Source organism: Lentzea indica, from assembly GCF_012184385.1.
GTDB lineage: Bacteria > Actinomycetota > Actinomycetes > Mycobacteriales > Pseudonocardiaceae > Lentzea > Lentzea indica.
In genome coordinates this window covers 13255-29613 of sequence record NZ_VSRL01000060.1, presented here as the reverse complement: position 1 = coordinate 29613, position 16359 = coordinate 13255, and the positions used below count along the sequence as shown (strand labels likewise).

Genomic DNA, 16359 nt, shown 5'->3' with positions numbered 1-16359 from the left:
GTGCCATGTGGCACCCGTTTCGCGATGACATCGAGTACTACGAGGAACGAGCCAGGGGACTGCTCGCCTCCGCGTGGGACGGCGTGCCCGGTGCGCTCGAGGTGTTCGACGACGTACCGCTGACGGACGAGGGTGCTCACATCGTGCTCGCGCAGGCCCACGGTTGTCAGGACTGGAAGGCGCTGAAGGCGAACATCCGCAAGCCGCGCCCGTTCGCCCGCGCCTACCAGGCCATCGAGATGCAGAACCCCGGTGAGCTCAAGGCGATCATCACGCGGGACCCGTGGCTGGTGAAAGCCAGCGGTACCAACGGGAACGACCTGCTCGGGCTCTCCGCGGCCAAGTGCGACGAGCGTCTGGTCCAGGTGCTGCTCGACGACGGCGCGGACGTCGATCACCAGAACGTGCACGGCTGGACGGCACTGCACCAGGCCGCCTACGCCAACCTTCCGCATCTGGCCCAGTCGCTGCTCGACAAGGGTGCCCGCACCAACCTCGACGCACGCGGCGAAGGCGGCACACCGCTCACCGTCGCGTTGTTCTGGGGCAACAGGGAAGTAGCCGAACTGCTGGCGCAGCACGGAGTTCAGCCGCCGAACCTGCGCACGGCCGCGGGCTTGGGCAACCTCGACCTCGCGGCCGAACCGGAGGCCAAGCGCGGCTATTACCGCCCGCACAGCGGTTTCCCACGCTGGTGGCCGACCAACGACCCGCAGGAAGTGCTCGACGAGGCCCTGTCCTGGGCCGCGCGCAACGACCGCACCGAGGTGCTGGGCGACCTGCTGAAGCGCGGCGCCAGGATCGACGCGGACGTCTACCGCGGCACGGCGCTCGCGTGGGCGGCGTGGTGCGGGCTGGAGAACGCCACCCGCACGTTGCTCGACCTGGGTGCGAACCCCAACCAGCGCACGGGTTTCGGCGGCCCGATGCACGGCGAGGGCGTGACGGCGCTGCACCTCGCGGCCGAGCGCGGCCACCTGCCGATCATCCGGATCCTGCTCGACGCGGGCGCCGACCGGACCATCACGGACGCGAACTACGACTCGACGCCCGCGAACTGGGCAGGGCACAACGACAACGCGGAGGCTCAGGCCTTGCTGAGCGCCTGATCGCCGGCGGGCAGCTCCACCTCGTGCGTGCGCTCGCGCGAAGAAGTCCACAGCGCCGCTGTGGCAACGACAACCGCACCGGCGCCCAGCACGTGGATCGACACGAGCACCTCCGGCACGCCGGTCCAGTACTGGACCATGCCCAGCGCGCCCTGAGCGAGCACGACGCCCACGAGCGTCCAGTACGGGCGGGTCCGCGTGAAGAACCCGACCGCGACCAGCAGGCCCAGGAACAGGAACAGCAGGTCCGCGTGGATCTGCGCGAGGGTCGCCACCTCGACGCCCAGGCGAGGCGTCGAAGCGTCACCGGCGTGCGGCCCTGCGGCCGTCACCCACGTGCCCGCGAGCAGCAGCGCGCCCAGCACGGTGGCCATGACGACCTGGAGCTTCATCAACGGAGCCGGCACCAGCAACCGCGCCGGACCGTCGCCCTCGGACAGCGAACTGACGAGCAGCACGGCCAGCCACACCAGGGCCATCGAGATCATGAAGTGAACGGACACGGTGTACCAGGCGAGACCTGTCAGCACCGTGATGCCGCCGACGACCGCCTGCAGCGCCACACCACCGAGCTGGATGAGTGAGAGCGTCAAGACCCGCTTGCGTCGCGGCAGGTTGAACCACGCCGCCAGCACGCACAGACCCGCGATGACGCCGACGACACCCGTCAGCGTCCGGTTGCCGAACTCGACCCACTGGTGCAGGGCCGCGACCTCGGGGTGCTGCACTGGAACGACGCTGCCCTCGACGCACTCCGGCCACGTGGGGCAGCCGAGACCGGAGCCGGTCACGCGGACGATCGACCCGGTGACCGCGATTCCGGCCTGCGCGATGACGACGGCAATCGCGAGCGCGCGCTGCCAGGAAACGAGGAGAGCGGTCAGCTTCGACACGTCAACGATCGTAGGCGTGCTGTGTTGATTCCTAGGTGCCGGGGGCCTCGGTCGTGAGTGGTTTTGCCGCTAGGGCGGCCAAAACCACTCACGACCTCAGGTCAGACGAGTCGTCCGGGTAGCCAGAGCGCCGGCGACAACGCCCCAGGCCACGAGCACTGCGACCGGGCCTGCACCCGGTGCCGTGCCGTGCACCACAGAGGTTTCCAACGCCTGGGCCAGCGCGGCCGACGGCAGCAGGTGCACGAACCCGACGGGCACTGACAGCGCGACGCCCCCGACCATCAGCAGCACGAACCAGATGATGTTCGCCAGTGCCAGCACGATCTCCGCGCGGAGAGCCCCGCCGAGCAACACACCCAGCGCACCGAACGTCAGCGTGCCCAGGATGATCAGCAGCACCATCCACGGCAGGCCGGAGAGCGGGAGCTTCCAGCCCAGGATCAACGCCGTGACCGCCAGCAACGCGATCTGGATCGCCACGACGACCAGCGCCCCGCAGACCCGTCCCGCGACCAGCAGCCACCGGGGGAGCGCCGACGCCGAAAGCCGCTTCAGCACGCCGTAACGCCGGTCGAAGCCCAGAGCGATGGCCTGCCCGGTGAACGCCGAGGAGATGATCGCCAGCGCGAAGATCCGTGCCGTGGCGGAACCGACGCGCGGCTCCGGCATCGGGATCACCGGCATCAACGACAACGCCACTAGTAGCGCCAGCGGGATGATCACCGTCAGCAGGATCTGCTCGCCGTTGCGCAACGTCAGCATCGCCTCGGTGCGGGCGTGCGCGAACAGCATCTTCGGCAGCGAGCCACGGCCGGGCGCCGGCGTGAACGTGCCGGGAGCGAAGGTGGTCACGAACGCAGCTCCCTGCCGGTCAGCTCCAGGAAAACGTCTTCGAGGCTGCGCTTGGCCACCGTCAGCTCCTCGGCCAGCACACCCTGCTGCGCGCACCACGACGTGACGGTCGACACGACCTGGGGGTCGATCAACCCCTCCACGACGTACCCGCCACGCGTGGCCTCGCGCACCTTCAGTCCTTCCGGCAGTGCGGCGGACAGCAACGACGTGTCCAGGCCGGGCCGGGCGCGGAACCGCAGCTGCTGGTCGTCCGGCCGGTTCGCGGTGAGCTCGGCCGGCGAGCCCTGCGCGACGACCTTGCCCTCGTCGATGATCACGACGTTGTCGGCCAGCGCTTCGGCCTCGTCCATGAGGTGAGTCGTCAGCAGCACGGACACACCGTCGCCCTTCAGAGCACCCACGAGGTCCCACACCAGGCGGCGCGCCTGCGGGTCCATGCCCGCGGTCGGCTCGTCCAGGAAGACCAGCTCAGGGCGTCCGATCAACGCGCACGCCAGTGAGAGTCTTTGTTGCTGGCCGCCGGACAGCCGCTTGTACGGGGTGCGAGCCGCGCCGCCGAGCCCGAGGACGTCGATCAGCCACTTCGGATCCAGCGGGTTCGCCGCGCACGCCGCCACCAGGTGCAGCATCTCCTCGGCGCGGATGCCGGGGTAACCGCCACCGCCCTGCGGCATCACGCCGATGCGCGGGCGCAACGACTCGGAGCCGGGTTCGAGGCCGAGCACGCGCACCGTGCCGTCGTCGGCCGAGCGGAACCCCTCGCAGATCTCGACGGTCGTCGTCTTGCCCGCGCCGTTGGGCCCGAGCAGGGCGAGAACGGTGCCGGGCTGCTGAACGAGGTCGAGGCCGTCAACGGCGGTCTTCGAGCCGTACCTCTTGACCAGCCCCGACACTTCCACCGCAGGCTGGGGATTCGGGCTCACGAACGGTCAGCCTAGGCGGTCGTGACGATCTGCCCGAAGGCAGGGCTCGCCGTCCATTCCTGAAGGACCGCTGAAAAAGGTGGGGCTGGCCCTACCCCCGGGAGTCAGGGACACCTCAGGGTTTGCTCGGGGGAGTTCCCCATTGGTTGATCACCCACATCAGAAGAGACTTTTCACGTGCTCAAGACGGGGGCGGAAAGACGGGGACTGGTGGTCGGGGGGCTGGTGTTCTCACTGGTTCCGATTTTCTACCTGCATGTCGTGTCGGCAGGGCAGCTGAACCCGATCACGGACGTGATCAGCGACTACGTGTTCGTGCGCAACGGCACCGGATGGCTGGCCGCGACCTCTCTTAGCCTCGCGGCAGTCTCGGCGTTGCTCGCTGTCAACCTGCGCGGTGTAGGCAGGTCAGCGCAGTGGCTGATCGGCGTGTGGTCGGCGGGACTGACCGTGTCGACGATCTTCCCGACCGACCCCACGGGAGCACCGACGTCGTTGTCCGGCTACATCCACCGGTACGCCGGCGCGGTCATGTTCGTGGCGTTGCCCGCGGCCGGTGTGCTCATCGCGCGCAAATTTCCGGCTCTGCTCGGTGTCGCAATAACGGCGAGCGTCTCGAGCGCGGCGTTTCTGGTCAGCCATGTTTCGTTCGCCGGTTTCGAGGCGCGCGGGCTGACCGAACGCGTTTTGTTCGCATCGCTTTACGGACTCCTTTTCGCCATCGCGGTACTACAGGTGAGGCGCACCTCATGACCCTGCTCGCCATAACGCTCGCCGTGCTCGGCGCCGTGTGCTTCGCGCTCGCGGCACGCCTGCAGCACGACGCGATCGCCGAGACGGGTGCGCGCGTCGGCGTTCTCCGTCAGCCGCGCTGGCTCGGCGGGCTCGCCCTGCTCATCGCCGGTGCGGGCGTGCACGCGGCCGCGCTCGGCATGGCGCCGCTCACCGTCGTCCAGCCGATCGGTGTGCTCGCGATCGGCATGACCGCGCTGATGGACCGCCGTTTCCGCGAACTGCCGGCGATCCTGCTCACAACCGTGGGCGTGGGCGCGTTCGTGTTCCTCGCGTCCGGCAGTGCTACCGCGACCCAGGTCGCGCCAGACGCCGAGCTGACCGCAGGGTTCGTGGCCCTCGGTGCGATAGCGGTGCCTGGGGTGATCGCCGCCATGACGACCAACGCGCGCATCCGTGCCGTGGCGTTCGCATCGGCCGGAGGTGTCGCGTACGGGTACGTGTCCGTGCTCATGCGCGCCGTCTCGCAGTCGGTGCAGCAAGGCGGTTTCGGGCTCTCGCACGTGGCGTCCGTGCTCGGCATCGCCCTCTCGCTCGCGGTCGGTGGCTGGCTGGTCCAGCACGCCTACGCGGGCGGACCCCCTCATCTCGCCGTCGCCTGCCTGACCGTGGTGGATCCGCTGGTCGCGGTCGGCCTCGGTGCCTTCCTGCTCGGCGAGGCCGCGCACCTGTCCCCGTGGACCGGTGCCGCGCTCATCGCCTGCGCGCTCGCCGCCGCCAGCGGTGTGTTCGCACTCGCTCGTCAACCACAACGTGTACCGAACACTCGATCGGAGCTTCCCGTGAACACCTCCAGCGCGCTGCGCGTCGTCATCGCCGCCGACACGTTCCCGCCGGACGTCAACGGAGCCGCGCGCTTCGCGCAACGCCTGGCGGTCGGTCTGGCCGAGAAGGGTCACGACGTCCACGTCATCGCTCCCGACTCGCCGAAAGCCGCGGAGATCCCCGGTGTGACGGTCCACCGGCTGCGATCGCACCGGCTCCCGTTCTACCCGGACTTCCGGTTCTGCCTGCCATGGCAGGCGTCGAAGGCGGCCGACGAGCTGATCAAGTCGCTCAAGCCGGACGTCGTGCACGTCCAGGCGCACTTCGTGGTGGGCCGGTTCGTCCTGAACTCCGCGGTCGCCCAGGGAATTCCGACGGTCGCGACGAACCACTTCATGCCGGAGAACCTGTTCAGCCACGCGCACGTGCCGGCGTTCCTGCAGGGCATGGCCCGCAAGTTCGCCTACCGCGACCTGGCGCGCGTGTTCGGACGCGCCGACATGGTGACCGCGCCGACGCCGCGTGCCGTGCAGTTGCTGCACGAGAGCGGTTTCCCCGAGCGCGCGGTGCCGGTCTCGTGCGGCATCGACATCGCCCGCTACCAGCGTGAGGTCACCCACAACGACCGGCCGACCGCGCTGTTCGTCGGGCGGCTGGACGAGGAGAAGCGCGTCGACGAGTTCCTGCGGGCGCTGGCCCGCGTGCCCGGCGCGTTCGGCGAGATCGTCGGTGACGGCACGTGCCGCTCGGAGTGGGAGCTGCTGGCCCGCGACCTGGAGATCACGGACCGCGTGCGGTTCCACGGCTTCGTGTCCGAGGACGACCTGCTCGACGCGTACGCCCGATGCGACCTGTTCGTCATGCCCGGTGTCGCCGAGCTGCAGAGCCTCGCGACGATGGAGGCGATGGCCGCGGGCAAGCCGGTGATCGCCGCGAACGCCATGGCCCTGCCGCACCTCGTGCACACCGGCCGCAACGGCTGGCTGTTCGAGCCCGGCGACGTGAACCAGCTGGCCCAGCGCCTGCACACGCTCGTCCACGACGCGCCGATGCGCGCCAGGATGGGTGCCGCCAGCAGCGAGATCATCTCGCACCACGCGCTGGCGGCGACCCTGGAGCGCTTCGAGGGCCTCTACGCACGAGCGATGGGCCGCACGGCGCCGATCATCGCGCTTGCTGCCTGAGCTTCGCTTCGATTCGTTGCGCGACAACGAGTCCCGTGTGGGAGAGGGTGAGCTCCGAGGGGTGCTCACCCTCTCCCCGGATGAGGAACCGGTACAGCGAGGCGTGGCCCTCCAGCCGTTCGCGCAACGTCTCGGCGATGTCGCAGCCGTCCGGGTAGATCGCGGGAATCGCCTCGCTGACGAGCTGCCTGCGGATGCGGCGGCGTTCCACGCGGGGCACGTACCAGGACGTGATCAGCAGCAGCGTCAGGCCGAACGCCAGCGCCGTGCCGATCACCGCCTGCCAGCCCCATCCCGCGGGCTGGATGATCAGCAGCACGTCCGCGGCCGCGAGGTAGCCGAGGCCGTAGATCACGGCCCAGCCCGCGGTGGCGGCGGCGGGAGGCTCGGCGCGTTCCGTGCCCCAGACGCCCTCGACCCTGCGCCAGCGCTGCAGCGACTTGCCGCCAGACAGCGCCATCCGGATCCCGAACGCTCCACAAAGGATCGAAGTGGGGATCACCAGCCACGGCTTGGTGTGCAGCTCGAACTGCCACACCGTCCAGACCAGCCCCGCCACCGCCAGCGCCACGGCCGCCTGCTTCCAGCGGCGCTTGATGATCCGCAACGGCTTGAAGTCGGCCAGCACCGCGAGCGGTGTGCGGATCGGCGAGGGCAGCGAACCCAGGACGAGCAGTGCCGTGACGACCAGCGCGACACCGGCCACGGTGACCGTGCCGGTCGAGATCTCGGAGCGGTCGTCGGGCAGTCTGTCGACGGCTATGGCCGCCAACGGGATCACTGGTGACAGCAGCACCAGCCCGTGCAGCAGCGTGCCGCTTCTCAGTGCCGCGTAACCGAAGGCGGCGAGGAGACTGGCCGCACCGATCGCCGCGCCAGGACCGGCTGCCCAGGCCGGCAGCATGCGAACAGCGCCATGACCACGAGCGCGCCGCCGACGGCGAGGCCCAGGAGTCCCAGGAACTGCGCGAGCTTCCCGCCTCTGGTCAGGCCGGTGATCGTCCAGTAGGGGAGCAGCGCGGCTCCTCGCACGACGCGGGTCACCGGCCTCGCCGCGGCGAGCCCTGACCGTTCGGAGTCGGCGACCGTGACCGCGACAGCAGCTGCAGTCGCTGCCGTGCGGATCATCTGGTCCGACGCGGCTTCCTGCGTCAGAGGTTCGCGGCCGATGCCGGCGCGGTCGAACGCGTTGAGCGCCGCCATGCCGAGCGTGACCGTGTGCTGTTCGGGATATTCCAGGCGCCGCAACAGGTCCGCGTGCTCTTCGAGAAACAGCTCACCGCGCGAACGCTGGTCCGCGCCATCACCGCGGTCGGCGATGATGGCGGCCCGCAGCCGGGGGAGCTCCTCGCAGATGATCCGCCAGTGCAGGCCCCACGCGGCCAGCTCGGCGAGCTTCATCGACGACGGCGACAGCTCACCTTCAGCCTCGTAGATGCCCGTGAGCTCCTTCTTGGCTTCCTCGGCGCAGGCCGCGACCTGCACGGGCAGCTCGGGACCGAACATCGCCTCGACGACCTCGCCGACCACGGCTTCCGCACGCTGCTCCGGCGTGCGCTGGTCGCCTTCCGGACGACCGAGCGTGTCCATCCTGCGCAGCCTGCGCGGGTCGAACAGCACACGGCACAGCATCGTGGCGCCGTCGAGCCGTCCCCAGATCCAGTCGTTGACCCGCCACGACCGCTTGAGGAACCCGGAGAACCGCGACAGCGACGCGCCGCCGGCCTTGTCGTCCGCCGTGATCGACTGCTGCGCGAACGCGTTGCGCGTCTGCAGCGACACCTGCACCAGCTCGACCGCCGTGTCCATCCCGGTCGAGGCGTCGTCGGACAGGCACGTGCCCGCGACCTCCAGTGCCAGCAGACGGGACAGCCACCGCTCGTTCTCGCCGAGTCCCGCCTCGCCCTTGGTGGTCCTGATGTCGAGCAACGCCTTCCACGCCGCGAGCCCACCGAGCCTGAGGCGGTGCTCGTCGAGGCCGTTGATCACCTGCTGGGCCTCGCCGACGATCCGGCCGATCTCGGCCACCTGCGCCTTGACCTCCAGACCGAGGTGGCCGTCGATCATGTGCTCGTGATAGCTCGCGAGCCGGCCGGTCCAGTACGTCTCGCCGAGCGAGTCGGAAGGCTTCCACGCGAACAGCTCCTCGCGCAGCCTGCGGAGCTCGGCCCGCACCTGGTGCAGTTCGCGGCGGGCCGCGGCGATCTTGTCGGCGCTGCCGTCCGGTGCCACCCACACCAGACGCTTGAGCAGGTCGAGCGCCGACGCGCCGAGCCGCTCGGCCATCGTGAGGCCCCACTCCCAGCCGACGTCCTCGCGGCACACCTGCGCGGGCAGCCGCACACCGGGCACGTACGGGAGCACACCGTGCTGCTTCTTCCACTTGCGCTGCGCCGTCTCCGCCGCGCGCCGAGCCCGTTCGAAGGACCAGTTCCCGGGGTTTCCACCGGGGACGACGAACTGCTGGGTGGCCACCTGCCTGGCCGCGAGCCTGATCTCGACGTCCTCGTAGTGCCCGAAGAGCTTGTCCGCCAACGAGTACACCTCGTCGACCACGTTCTCGTCGTTGGCGTGCAACCGTTCCAGCAGGGCCGTCCGGCCACCCCTGCTGCTCGCGGCCCGCCGGTTGTGCTCCTCGATCTTCTCGACGTAGGTCCGGTTGGCCTGGCTGGACATGGCGCTCAGCAGCTTGGCGCCGGAGCCGACCGTCGTCAGCCCCTTGTCGACGGTGTCGGCCACCGGCTCGGAACCCAGCGGTTCGGCGTGCGGGAAGACCAGCAGCATCACGCGCCGGACCGGCCCGTCCGCCGGCATGCGGTCGATGGCTTCCAGCGCTTCCCGCGTGGGCGTGTTGACCAGGACACCACCGTCGACCGCGAACCTGCTCCGGTCGCCCCCGTTAGCCCAGCTCGCGACGTCCGCCATGTCGGGACGGTCAGGAGTCGCCTGGCCGCCGACGGGGATGAAGCTCGGCTCGAACGCGAACGGGAAGCTGGCACTGCTGCGTGCCGCGAGGGCGAGCTGCAGGACGCGGTCGTTCAGCGTGTCGCTCTTGAAGTCGTCCCTGGTCTCTTCGCTCACCCAGGTGTAGGGGTCGCGGCGGAACGAGAACGATCCCTGGTGCACCGACTGGGTCAGCGGCTGGCCGAGGTCGTCGTAGGTGATGGTCGGGACGCCGCCTAGCAGCGTGGTGGTGATCCTGAGGTCGATCGGGCGTTCGTGGACCTCGGTCGGGTCGAAGTCGCTCGTGAGCCTGGCCAGAGCCTCCTGAAGTCTCGGCAGGAAGAACTCGTCACCCTTGAGCAGGCTGGCCGGCTCGCCGCGGAACGGCGTCCTGAGCAGCTGTTCCATCCGGCCCTGCTCTGCCCACAGGTCACGCAGTCTGCTCAGGTCGGCCTGCTTGTTGACCTGCGACAACGCCAGCGCGGCCCCGTTGATGCCGCCGGCGGACGTGCCGGCGATGACATCCGCTCTCGCGGTGCAGCCCACGAGGTCCAGCAGCGGCTGGTACGTGGTTCCCGGCCTGGTCAGACGGTCCAGCTCCAGCACGACGCCGCCCATCCAGACGGCCAGACTCACGCCGCCGTTGAGCACAACGGCGAACCGGACCTCTTCGCGCGACATGGGTTGTTCGGACATGCCGCCTCACCCCCTCCGGCGTCGATCTTCCCCCTGCTAGGTACTCGTCCGCCGAAGGGATGTGGTTACTGGACCGGTTGACCCATCAGCCGACGGTAGAAGTCGTTCCACTTCGCCGCGGTGGGTCCCAGCCGTTCCAGCATCTCCGCGACGGCGGGCGACGGGTCGGGGATCGCCTTCGTGATGTGGTTGACCAGGTGCAACGCGACGAGTTCCGCGTCATGTCCCGCATGCCGGCGAGCGAACTCGTGCTCGGCGGCGTCGAGGTCGAACCGCGGCGACGTGGCCAGCCCGAAGTCGGCCAGGTAGACCCGCTCGCCGTCGGAACGGATGTTGCCGAAGTGGACGTCGAGGTGCAGCAGGTCCAGTGACCGCAGCGCGGCCACGATCTCCATGAGCTGCCGTTCCACCTCGGGGAGGAGGTCCGGGGTGAGCCACTCACGCAAGGCGAGCGGGACGTGCTCGAAGAACAGCACCAGGCTGTGCTCGGCCGCGGCCAGCTCGGTGAACCGCGCCCTGATCTGCGGCGACCCGCCCAGCCGTGCCGAAGCGGCGTCGATGTCGAGGAACTCCGCGGTGATCGCCGCCCTGCCGGGCAGCACGCGGTGGTGAAGCAGGAGCGGGAAACCAGGAGTTCCGGCCACGAGCTGGTTCGCGGCCAGCTCACGCCACGCGTTGAAGCCCGGCGACCCGATGCCGTACTGGCACACCACCGGCAGGTCGAACAGGTTCTCCGTCGAGTACGGCCGGTCGAGCTCCCGCCGTGTCAGCGGCACGCGCTTGGCGAACACCTGAACGCCCTCGACGTCGAGCAGCACCGGCCCGCCGCCTGCTCCCGGCCCGAGCGCCCGCCCGTGCGTCAGCAGCGCCGCAAGCTCGTCGTCGGACCGCTGTTCGAGCCAGTCCTTCACGCCGCGGGGTCGGACTTGAGGAACGGCCCCACCCGCTTGCGCGCGATCAGAACGCAGACCGCGAACGTGATCACCGCACCGGCGACGGCCTGCGGCACCGTGTAAGCACGCCCGTCGAAGGCGGACCCGGTCGGCGGCAGGATCACCGCGATGATCGCCGAGGTCACCATGGCGAACAGCCGGAACTTGGGCCCGACGACGGCGGTGGCCAGCGGAATCGCCGCCCACAGCACGTACCAGGGCTGCAGCACCGGGCCGAGCACCAGGATCGCGCCCAGCGCGGCACCCAGGCCGTTCATCGCCTTGATCCGGCCCTTGAAGCTGCGCCACAGCAGCAGCACGGTGATCACCACGGACACGCCCTGCCCGAGCAGCCTGGTCAGCGAGATCATCGCCTCGGTGTGGTTGCCGAGGCCGAGCATGATGCCGGTGCCGGCACCGAGGAAGCCCAGCGCGGTCGGCGGCGACATCCAGGACTTCACGGTCGAGGCCACGTTCAGCGTCGAGATCCACCCGAACCCGAACCCGGTGCCGAGGCAGATCACCACCACCCCGACCCCGGCGATCACGGCCATGACCCCGGCCACCAACGCCAGGTGCTTGAGCTGACCGCCGAGCTTGCGGGCCACCATCACACCGAGGAAGCCGAGCGCGGCCATCGCGGGGATCTTCACCATCGCGCCGCACACGATGATCCCGGCACCCAGCGTGATCCACGACCATTTCAACGGTTCCAGCCCGCGCATCGCCAGCTCCAGGCCGACCAGCATCAGGCCGAGCGCCAGGCCGTCGTTGTGCACGCCGATGACGATGTGGAACAGCACCAACGGGTTGAGCGCACCCAGCCACAGCGCGCCGACCGGCGGAACGCCGAACCGGGCGGCCAGCCGGGGCAACGCCCACACGATCATCACCAGGCCGCACAGCACCAGCAGCCGGTGCACGAACACGCCCGACACGACGTGGTCACCGGTCAGCATCGCGGTCAACCGGCCGAACGCCAGGAACAGAGGTCCATAAGGCGCCGGCGTCTCACGCCAGATGTTCGGCACACCGCGCGTGAGCACGTGGTCGACACCGAGGGCGTTGGCCGGGCCGAGCTCGTACGGGTCCTGGCCGCGCGCCGCGATCTCGCTCTGCGCCAGGTACGAATAGACGTCCCGGCTGAACATCGGCACGCAGAAGACCAGCGGAACGGTCCACATCAGCAGCGTGCGGTCCATCTGGCTGCGCGAGACCAGCCGCGCGCGCCCCGGTCTGACGAACCGTCCCAGCGCCAGCCAGGCCGACACGATCATGAAGATGCCGGTCCAGACGACCCCCATCGCGACACTGGGCATCCTCGAGAAAAGCCCGAGGACTGGCACGCCGTAGAGCGGCGAGTAGATGGGCGCGGCCCCGCCACCGAGCGATCCGACGGTCAGCAACAACGCGCCGATGGTGCCCCAGCGGCGAACGATGTCCAGCTGGCGACGCTCTCGACCGTTCAAGAGGTCGCTCTCCGGAGTCGGCGCTCCGCCGTTGGTGGGCATGGCAGGAGGGTATCTAGCCCGTCTCAGCCGTGAGTCAGGTCACCCTGTGACCGCGATCTTTGCGACCTCAGGCTAAATACGCAACACTGGTGTTGTGAAAAACGTCGAGAGCCACCTGGACGCCGTGCATCAGCACGACGGCCGGACTCGGCGTGCTGTCGCCAGGCTCCTGTTGGAGCAGGGTCCGGTCACCGCGGCGGCCGTTGCCGAGGAACTGGGCATCAGCCCCACGGCCGTGCGCCGTCACATCGACGCACTGCTCACGGACGGCGAGGCGACGACGAGGGATGCTCCGCGCCAGACCCAGCGGGGTCGTGGCCGCCCGGCCAAGCTCTTCCTGCTGACCGACACCGGGCGTGCCCGGTTCGGCCACGCCTACGACGACCTCGCGGTCGCCGCGATCAGGTTCCTCGCCCAATCCGGCGGCGAAGAGGCTGTTCGCGCGTTCGCGCAGAGTCGTGTCGACGCGCTCGTGGACCGGCACCGCACGGCGATCGTGGCCCAGGCCACGCCCGCCGAACGGGTCAAGGCCCTTGCGACCGCGCTGACCAGGGAGGGCTACGCTGCGTCGGCACGTCACGTAGGGGTGGGCGAGCAGTTGTGTCAGCACCACTGCCCGGTAGCCCACGTGGCAGCTGAGTTCCCCCAGCTGTGCGAGACCGAGACGGAAGCTTTCGCGAACCTCCTCGGTTCTCACGTACAGCGCCTCGCGACGATCGCAAGCGGCCATGCCGTGTGCACGACGCACATCCCGAACACTGCACAGCCCAAATCCGGCTCTGCCGGAGAGCACAGCCCGAATGATGGAGGGGAGCCCGCATGACTGCCGCTGCCGAGCAGCGCACGCCCACCACGGTGCAGTCTCCGCTCACGCAGGAAGAGACGATTGCCACCCTTGGCAATTACGAGTTCGGCTGGGCCGACTCGGACGTCGCCGGCGCGAGCGCCCGCCGAGGAATCAACGAGGACGTCGTCCGCGACATCTCGGCGAAGAAGGACGAGCCCGAGTGGATGCTCGAGTACCGGTTGAAGGCGTTGAAGCTCTTCGACCTCAAGCCGATGCCGACCTGGGGCGCCGACCTCTCCGGGATCGACTTCGACTCGATCAAGTACTTCGTGCGTTCCACCGAGAAGCAGGCTCAGAGCTGGGAAGACCTGCCTGAGGACATCAAGAACACCTACGACCGCCTGGGCATCCCGGAGGCTGAGAAGCAGCGCCTCGTCGCCGGTGTCGCCGCCCAGTACGAGTCCGAGGTCGTCTACCACCAGATCCGTGAGGACCTCGAGGAACAGGGCGTCATCTTCCTCGACACCGACACGGGCCTGAAGGAGCACCCGGAGCTCTTCAAGGAGTACTTCGGCTCCGTCATCCCCGCCGGTGACAACAAGTTCTCCGCGCTGAACTCCGCGACGTGGTCCGGCGGCTCGTTCATCTACGTGCCGAAGGGCGTGCACGTGGACATCCCGCTGCAGGCCTACTTCCGGATCAACACCGAGAACATGGGCCAGTTCGAGCGCACGCTGATCATCGTCGACGAGGGTGCCTACGTGCACTACGTCGAGGGCTGCACCGCGCCGATCTACTCGTCCGACTCGCTGCACTCGGCCGTGGTCGAGATCATCGTGAAGAAGGGCGGCCGCTGCCGCTACACGACGATCCAGAACTGGTCGAACAACGTCTACAACCTGGTCACCAAGCGCGCCAAGGCCGAAGAGGGCGCGACGATGGAGTGGGTCGACGGCAACATCGGCTCCAAGGTGACCATGAAGTACCCGGCCGTCTTCCTGATGGGCGAGCACGCCAAGGGCGAGGTCCTCTCGATCGCGTTCGCGGGCGAGGGCCAGCACCAGGACGCCGGCGCCAAGATGGTCCACCTGGCACCGCACACCTCTTCGACGATCATCTCGAAGTCGGTGGCGCGTGGCGGTGGCCGCACGTCGTACCGCGGCCTGGTCCAGGTCAACAAGCGGGCGCACCACTCGAAGTCCACGGTGAAGTGCGACGCGCTGCTGGTCGACACCATCAGCCGGTCGGACACCTACCCGTACGTCGACGTCCGCGAGGACGACGTGCAGATGGGTCACGAGGCCACGGTCTCGAAGGTCTCCGAGGACCAGCTGTTCTACCTGATGTCGCGCGGCCTGAACGAGGACGAGGCCATGGCGATGATCGTGCGCGGGTTCGTCGAGCCCATCGCGCGCGAGCTCCCCATGGAGTACGCCCTCGAACTGAACCGCCTGATCGAACTGCAGATGGAAGGGGCCGTCGGCTGACATGGCCGCCCTGTCGACCAAACCTCACTCCCACGGAGCTGTCGTTCCGGTTTCCTCGCGCGCGGCGCACTTCACGTCCTACGACGTGAACGCGTTCGAGGTGCCGGGCGGCCGTGAGGAGATCTGGCGTTTCACGCCTCTCAAGCGTCTCGCCGGCTTGCACAGCGGCGCTGCGGCGACCGGTTCGGCCGTCGTCGAGGTGAACGCCGCACCCGGTGTCACCGCCGAGACCGTCGGCCGTGACGACTCCAGGCTCGGTACGGCCGGCGTGCCCGGCGACCGCGTCGCGGCGCAGGCGTACACGTCCTTTGTGGACGCCACCGTCGTGACGCTGCCCGGCGACGTGAAGTCCGAGCCGACCACCGTCACGGTGACCGGCGCGGGCGAGGGTTCCGTTGCCTACGGCCACGTCCAGGTCAAGGCCTCGCAGTTCGCCGAGGGCACCGTGATCCTGGACTACCGCGGTTCCGGCGCCTACGCCGACAACGTCGAGATCCTCGTCGCGGACGGCGCGCACCTCACGGTGATCGCGATCCACGACTGGGCCGACGACGCGGTGCACGTCTCGCAGCACCACGCGAAGCTCGGTCGCGACGCGACCCTGCGGCACACGGTCGTGACCCTGGGCGGCAACGTCGTCCGAGTCACGCCCGTCGTGCAGTACGCGGGCCGCGGCGGCGACGCGGAGCTCTTCGGTCTGTACTTCGCGGACGCGGGTCAGCACCAGGAGCACCGGCCGTTCATCGACCACGGTCAGCCCAACTGCCGCAGCAACGTCGTCTACAAGGGCGCGCTGCAGGGCGAGGGTGCGCACACGGTGTGGATCGGCGACGTGCTCATCCGCGTCGCGGCCGAGGGCACCGAGACGTTCGAGCTGAACCGGAACCTGATCCTGACCGACGGCGCGCGCGCCGACTCGGTGCCGAACCTGGAGATCGAGACCGGAGAGATCGAGGGTGCGGGCCACGCCAGCGCCACCGGCCGGTTCGACGACGAGCAGCTGTTCTACCTGCAGGCGCGCGGCATTCCTGAGGACCAGGCACGTCGTCTCGTCGTGCGCGGCTTCTTCCAGGAGCTGATCGCGAAGATCGCCGTCCCCGAGGTGCGCGAGCGCCTCGAGGCCGCCATCGAGGCAGAGCTCGAGGCGGTCGGCGCGTGATCAAGGTGTGTGCACTGTCCGATCTGGACGACCGCAAGCCGTTCGCAGCAGACGTCGATGGAACTGACGTCGTGCTGGTGCGCAACGGTGAGCGGGTGCACGCACTCGCCGATCTCTGCTCGCACGCCGCGGTGTCGTTGAGCGAGGGCGAGGTCTCCCGCAAGGGGATCGAGTGCTGGTTGCACGGGTCGTGCTTCGACCTGGAAACCGGCAAGCCCTCCTCGCTGCCCGCCACCGAACCGGTCGACGTCTACGCCGTCGACATCCGTGACGGCGACGTGTTCGTCGACGTCACCGTCACCACGAACTGACTTCGCCAG

Annotated in this window: 14 protein-coding genes; 7 read left to right on the top strand and 7 right to left on the bottom strand. The window is 69.1% G+C overall.

Annotated elements, in window-relative coordinates:
* Window positions 1-5: 5 nt before the first annotated feature.
* Window positions 6-1109 carry an ankyrin repeat domain-containing protein gene (locus FXN61_RS18570; RefSeq protein ID WP_167975316.1) on the top strand — a complete coding sequence of 368 codons (1104 nt, stop codon included), beginning with the start codon at window positions 6-8 and terminating at the stop codon, window positions 1107-1109.
* On the opposite strand, the gene FXN61_RS18565 is transcribed toward FXN61_RS18570, so the two are convergent.
* The 3 genes from FXN61_RS18565 to FXN61_RS18555 all read right to left on the bottom strand — a co-directional run bounded on the left by FXN61_RS18565 (window position 1088) and on the right by FXN61_RS18555 (window position 3783).
* Window positions 1088-2002: a COX15/CtaA family protein gene (locus tag FXN61_RS18565; RefSeq protein WP_312877834.1), complete on the bottom strand. Its 915-nt coding sequence runs from the start codon at window positions 2000-2002 to the stop codon at window positions 1088-1090. The two genes, FXN61_RS18570 and FXN61_RS18565, sit on opposite strands and share 22 nt — an antisense overlap.
* Before the next feature lie 96 nt (window positions 2003-2098).
* Window positions 2099-2797 (bottom strand): ABC transporter permease, encoded by a 699-nt coding sequence (locus FXN61_RS18560; protein WP_167975329.1) that lies wholly within the window; start codon window positions 2795-2797, stop codon window positions 2099-2101.
* Window positions 2798-2853: 56 nt separating this feature from the next.
* A complete protein-coding gene (locus tag FXN61_RS18555; RefSeq protein WP_312877833.1) occupies window positions 2854-3783 on the bottom strand; it encodes an ABC transporter ATP-binding protein in 930 nt (309 codons plus the stop codon).
* 177 nt (window positions 3784-3960) lie between these two features.
* Here FXN61_RS18555 and FXN61_RS18550 point away from each other — a divergent pair, with 177 nt between their 5' ends.
* Window positions 3961-4536 (top strand): DUF998 domain-containing protein, encoded by a 576-nt coding sequence (locus tag FXN61_RS18550; protein ID WP_167975315.1) that lies wholly within the window; start codon window positions 3961-3963, stop codon window positions 4534-4536.
* Complete coding sequence (locus FXN61_RS18545; protein WP_167975314.1) at window positions 4533-6524, top strand: glycosyltransferase; 1992 nt, start codon at window positions 4533-4535, stop codon at window positions 6522-6524. The genes FXN61_RS18550 and FXN61_RS18545 overlap by 4 nt, the downstream gene beginning before the upstream one ends.
* On the opposite strand, the gene FXN61_RS52280 is transcribed toward FXN61_RS18545, so the two are convergent.
* The 4 genes from FXN61_RS52280 to mptB form a co-directional block, all read right to left on the bottom strand.
* Window positions 6505-7428, bottom strand: coding sequence for a hypothetical protein (locus tag FXN61_RS52280; protein WP_246291718.1), 924 nt, complete (start codon window positions 7426-7428; stop codon window positions 6505-6507). The genes FXN61_RS18545 and FXN61_RS52280 overlap by 20 nt on opposite strands.
* Entirely contained in the window at window positions 7347-10163 is a 2817-nt protein-coding gene (locus FXN61_RS18540; protein ID WP_246291717.1) for a patatin-like protein, read from the bottom strand. Before FXN61_RS18540 ends, FXN61_RS52280 begins: the two co-directional genes overlap by 82 nt.
* 65 nt (window positions 10164-10228) lie before the next feature.
* Complete coding sequence (locus FXN61_RS18535) at window positions 10229-11074, bottom strand: BUD32 family EKC/KEOPS complex subunit (protein WP_167975313.1); 846 nt, start codon at window positions 11072-11074, stop codon at window positions 10229-10231.
* Complete coding sequence (mptB, locus tag FXN61_RS18530; RefSeq protein ID WP_167975312.1) at window positions 11071-12606, bottom strand: polyprenol phosphomannose-dependent alpha 1,6 mannosyltransferase MptB; 1536 nt, start codon at window positions 12604-12606, stop codon at window positions 11071-11073. Before mptB ends, FXN61_RS18535 begins: the two co-directional genes overlap by 4 nt.
* A 94-nt stretch (window positions 12607-12700) precedes the next feature.
* On the opposite strand from mptB, the gene FXN61_RS18525 reads away from it, so the two are divergent.
* From FXN61_RS18525 to FXN61_RS18510, 4 genes are read left to right on the top strand one after another with little or no spacing between them, the layout of a single operon-like run.
* Window positions 12701-13429: a helix-turn-helix transcriptional regulator gene (locus FXN61_RS18525; RefSeq protein ID WP_312877832.1), complete on the top strand. Its 729-nt coding sequence runs from the start codon at window positions 12701-12703 to the stop codon at window positions 13427-13429.
* Window positions 13426-14880, top strand: a complete 1455-nt coding sequence (sufB, locus tag FXN61_RS18520) for a Fe-S cluster assembly protein SufB (protein WP_167975311.1) — start codon at window positions 13426-13428, stop codon at window positions 14878-14880. The genes FXN61_RS18525 and sufB overlap by 4 nt, the downstream gene beginning before the upstream one ends.
* 1 nt (window position 14881) lies before the next feature.
* Window positions 14882-16039: a Fe-S cluster assembly protein SufD gene (gene sufD / locus FXN61_RS18515; protein ID WP_167975310.1), complete on the top strand. Its 1158-nt coding sequence runs from the start codon at window positions 14882-14884 to the stop codon at window positions 16037-16039.
* Window positions 16036-16350, top strand: a complete 315-nt coding sequence (locus tag FXN61_RS18510; RefSeq protein WP_167975309.1) for a non-heme iron oxygenase ferredoxin subunit — start codon at window positions 16036-16038, stop codon at window positions 16348-16350. The genes sufD and FXN61_RS18510 overlap by 4 nt, the downstream gene beginning before the upstream one ends.
* The last annotated feature ends 9 nt before the right edge of the window (window positions 16351-16359 follow it).

Excerpts from the sequence above, each read along its gene's own strand:
- FXN61_RS18570 (WP_167975316.1), top strand. The coding sequence starts at position 6 with ATGTGGCACCCGTTTCGCGATGACATCGAGTACTACGAGGAACGAGCC.
- FXN61_RS18560 (WP_167975329.1), bottom strand. The coding sequence starts at position 2,797 with ATGCTGTTCGCGCACGCCCGCACCGAGGCGATGCTGACGTTGCGCAAC.
- FXN61_RS18540 (WP_246291717.1), bottom strand. The coding sequence starts at position 10,163 with ATGTCCGAACAACCCATGTCGCGCGAAGAGGTCCGGTTCGCCGTTGTG.
- mptB (WP_167975312.1), bottom strand. The coding sequence starts at position 12,606 with ATGCCCACCAACGGCGGAGCGCCGACTCCGGAGAGCGACCTCTTGAAC.
- FXN61_RS52280 (WP_246291718.1), bottom strand. The coding sequence starts at position 7,428 with ATGCTGCCGGCCTGGGCAGCCGGTCCTGGCGCGGCGATCGGTGCGGCC.
- sufB (WP_167975311.1), top strand. The coding sequence starts at position 13,426 with ATGACTGCCGCTGCCGAGCAGCGCACGCCCACCACGGTGCAGTCTCCG.
- sufD (WP_167975310.1), top strand. The coding sequence starts at position 14,882 with ATGGCCGCCCTGTCGACCAAACCTCACTCCCACGGAGCTGTCGTTCCG.
- FXN61_RS18545 (WP_167975314.1), top strand. The coding sequence starts at position 4,533 with ATGACCCTGCTCGCCATAACGCTCGCCGTGCTCGGCGCCGTGTGCTTC.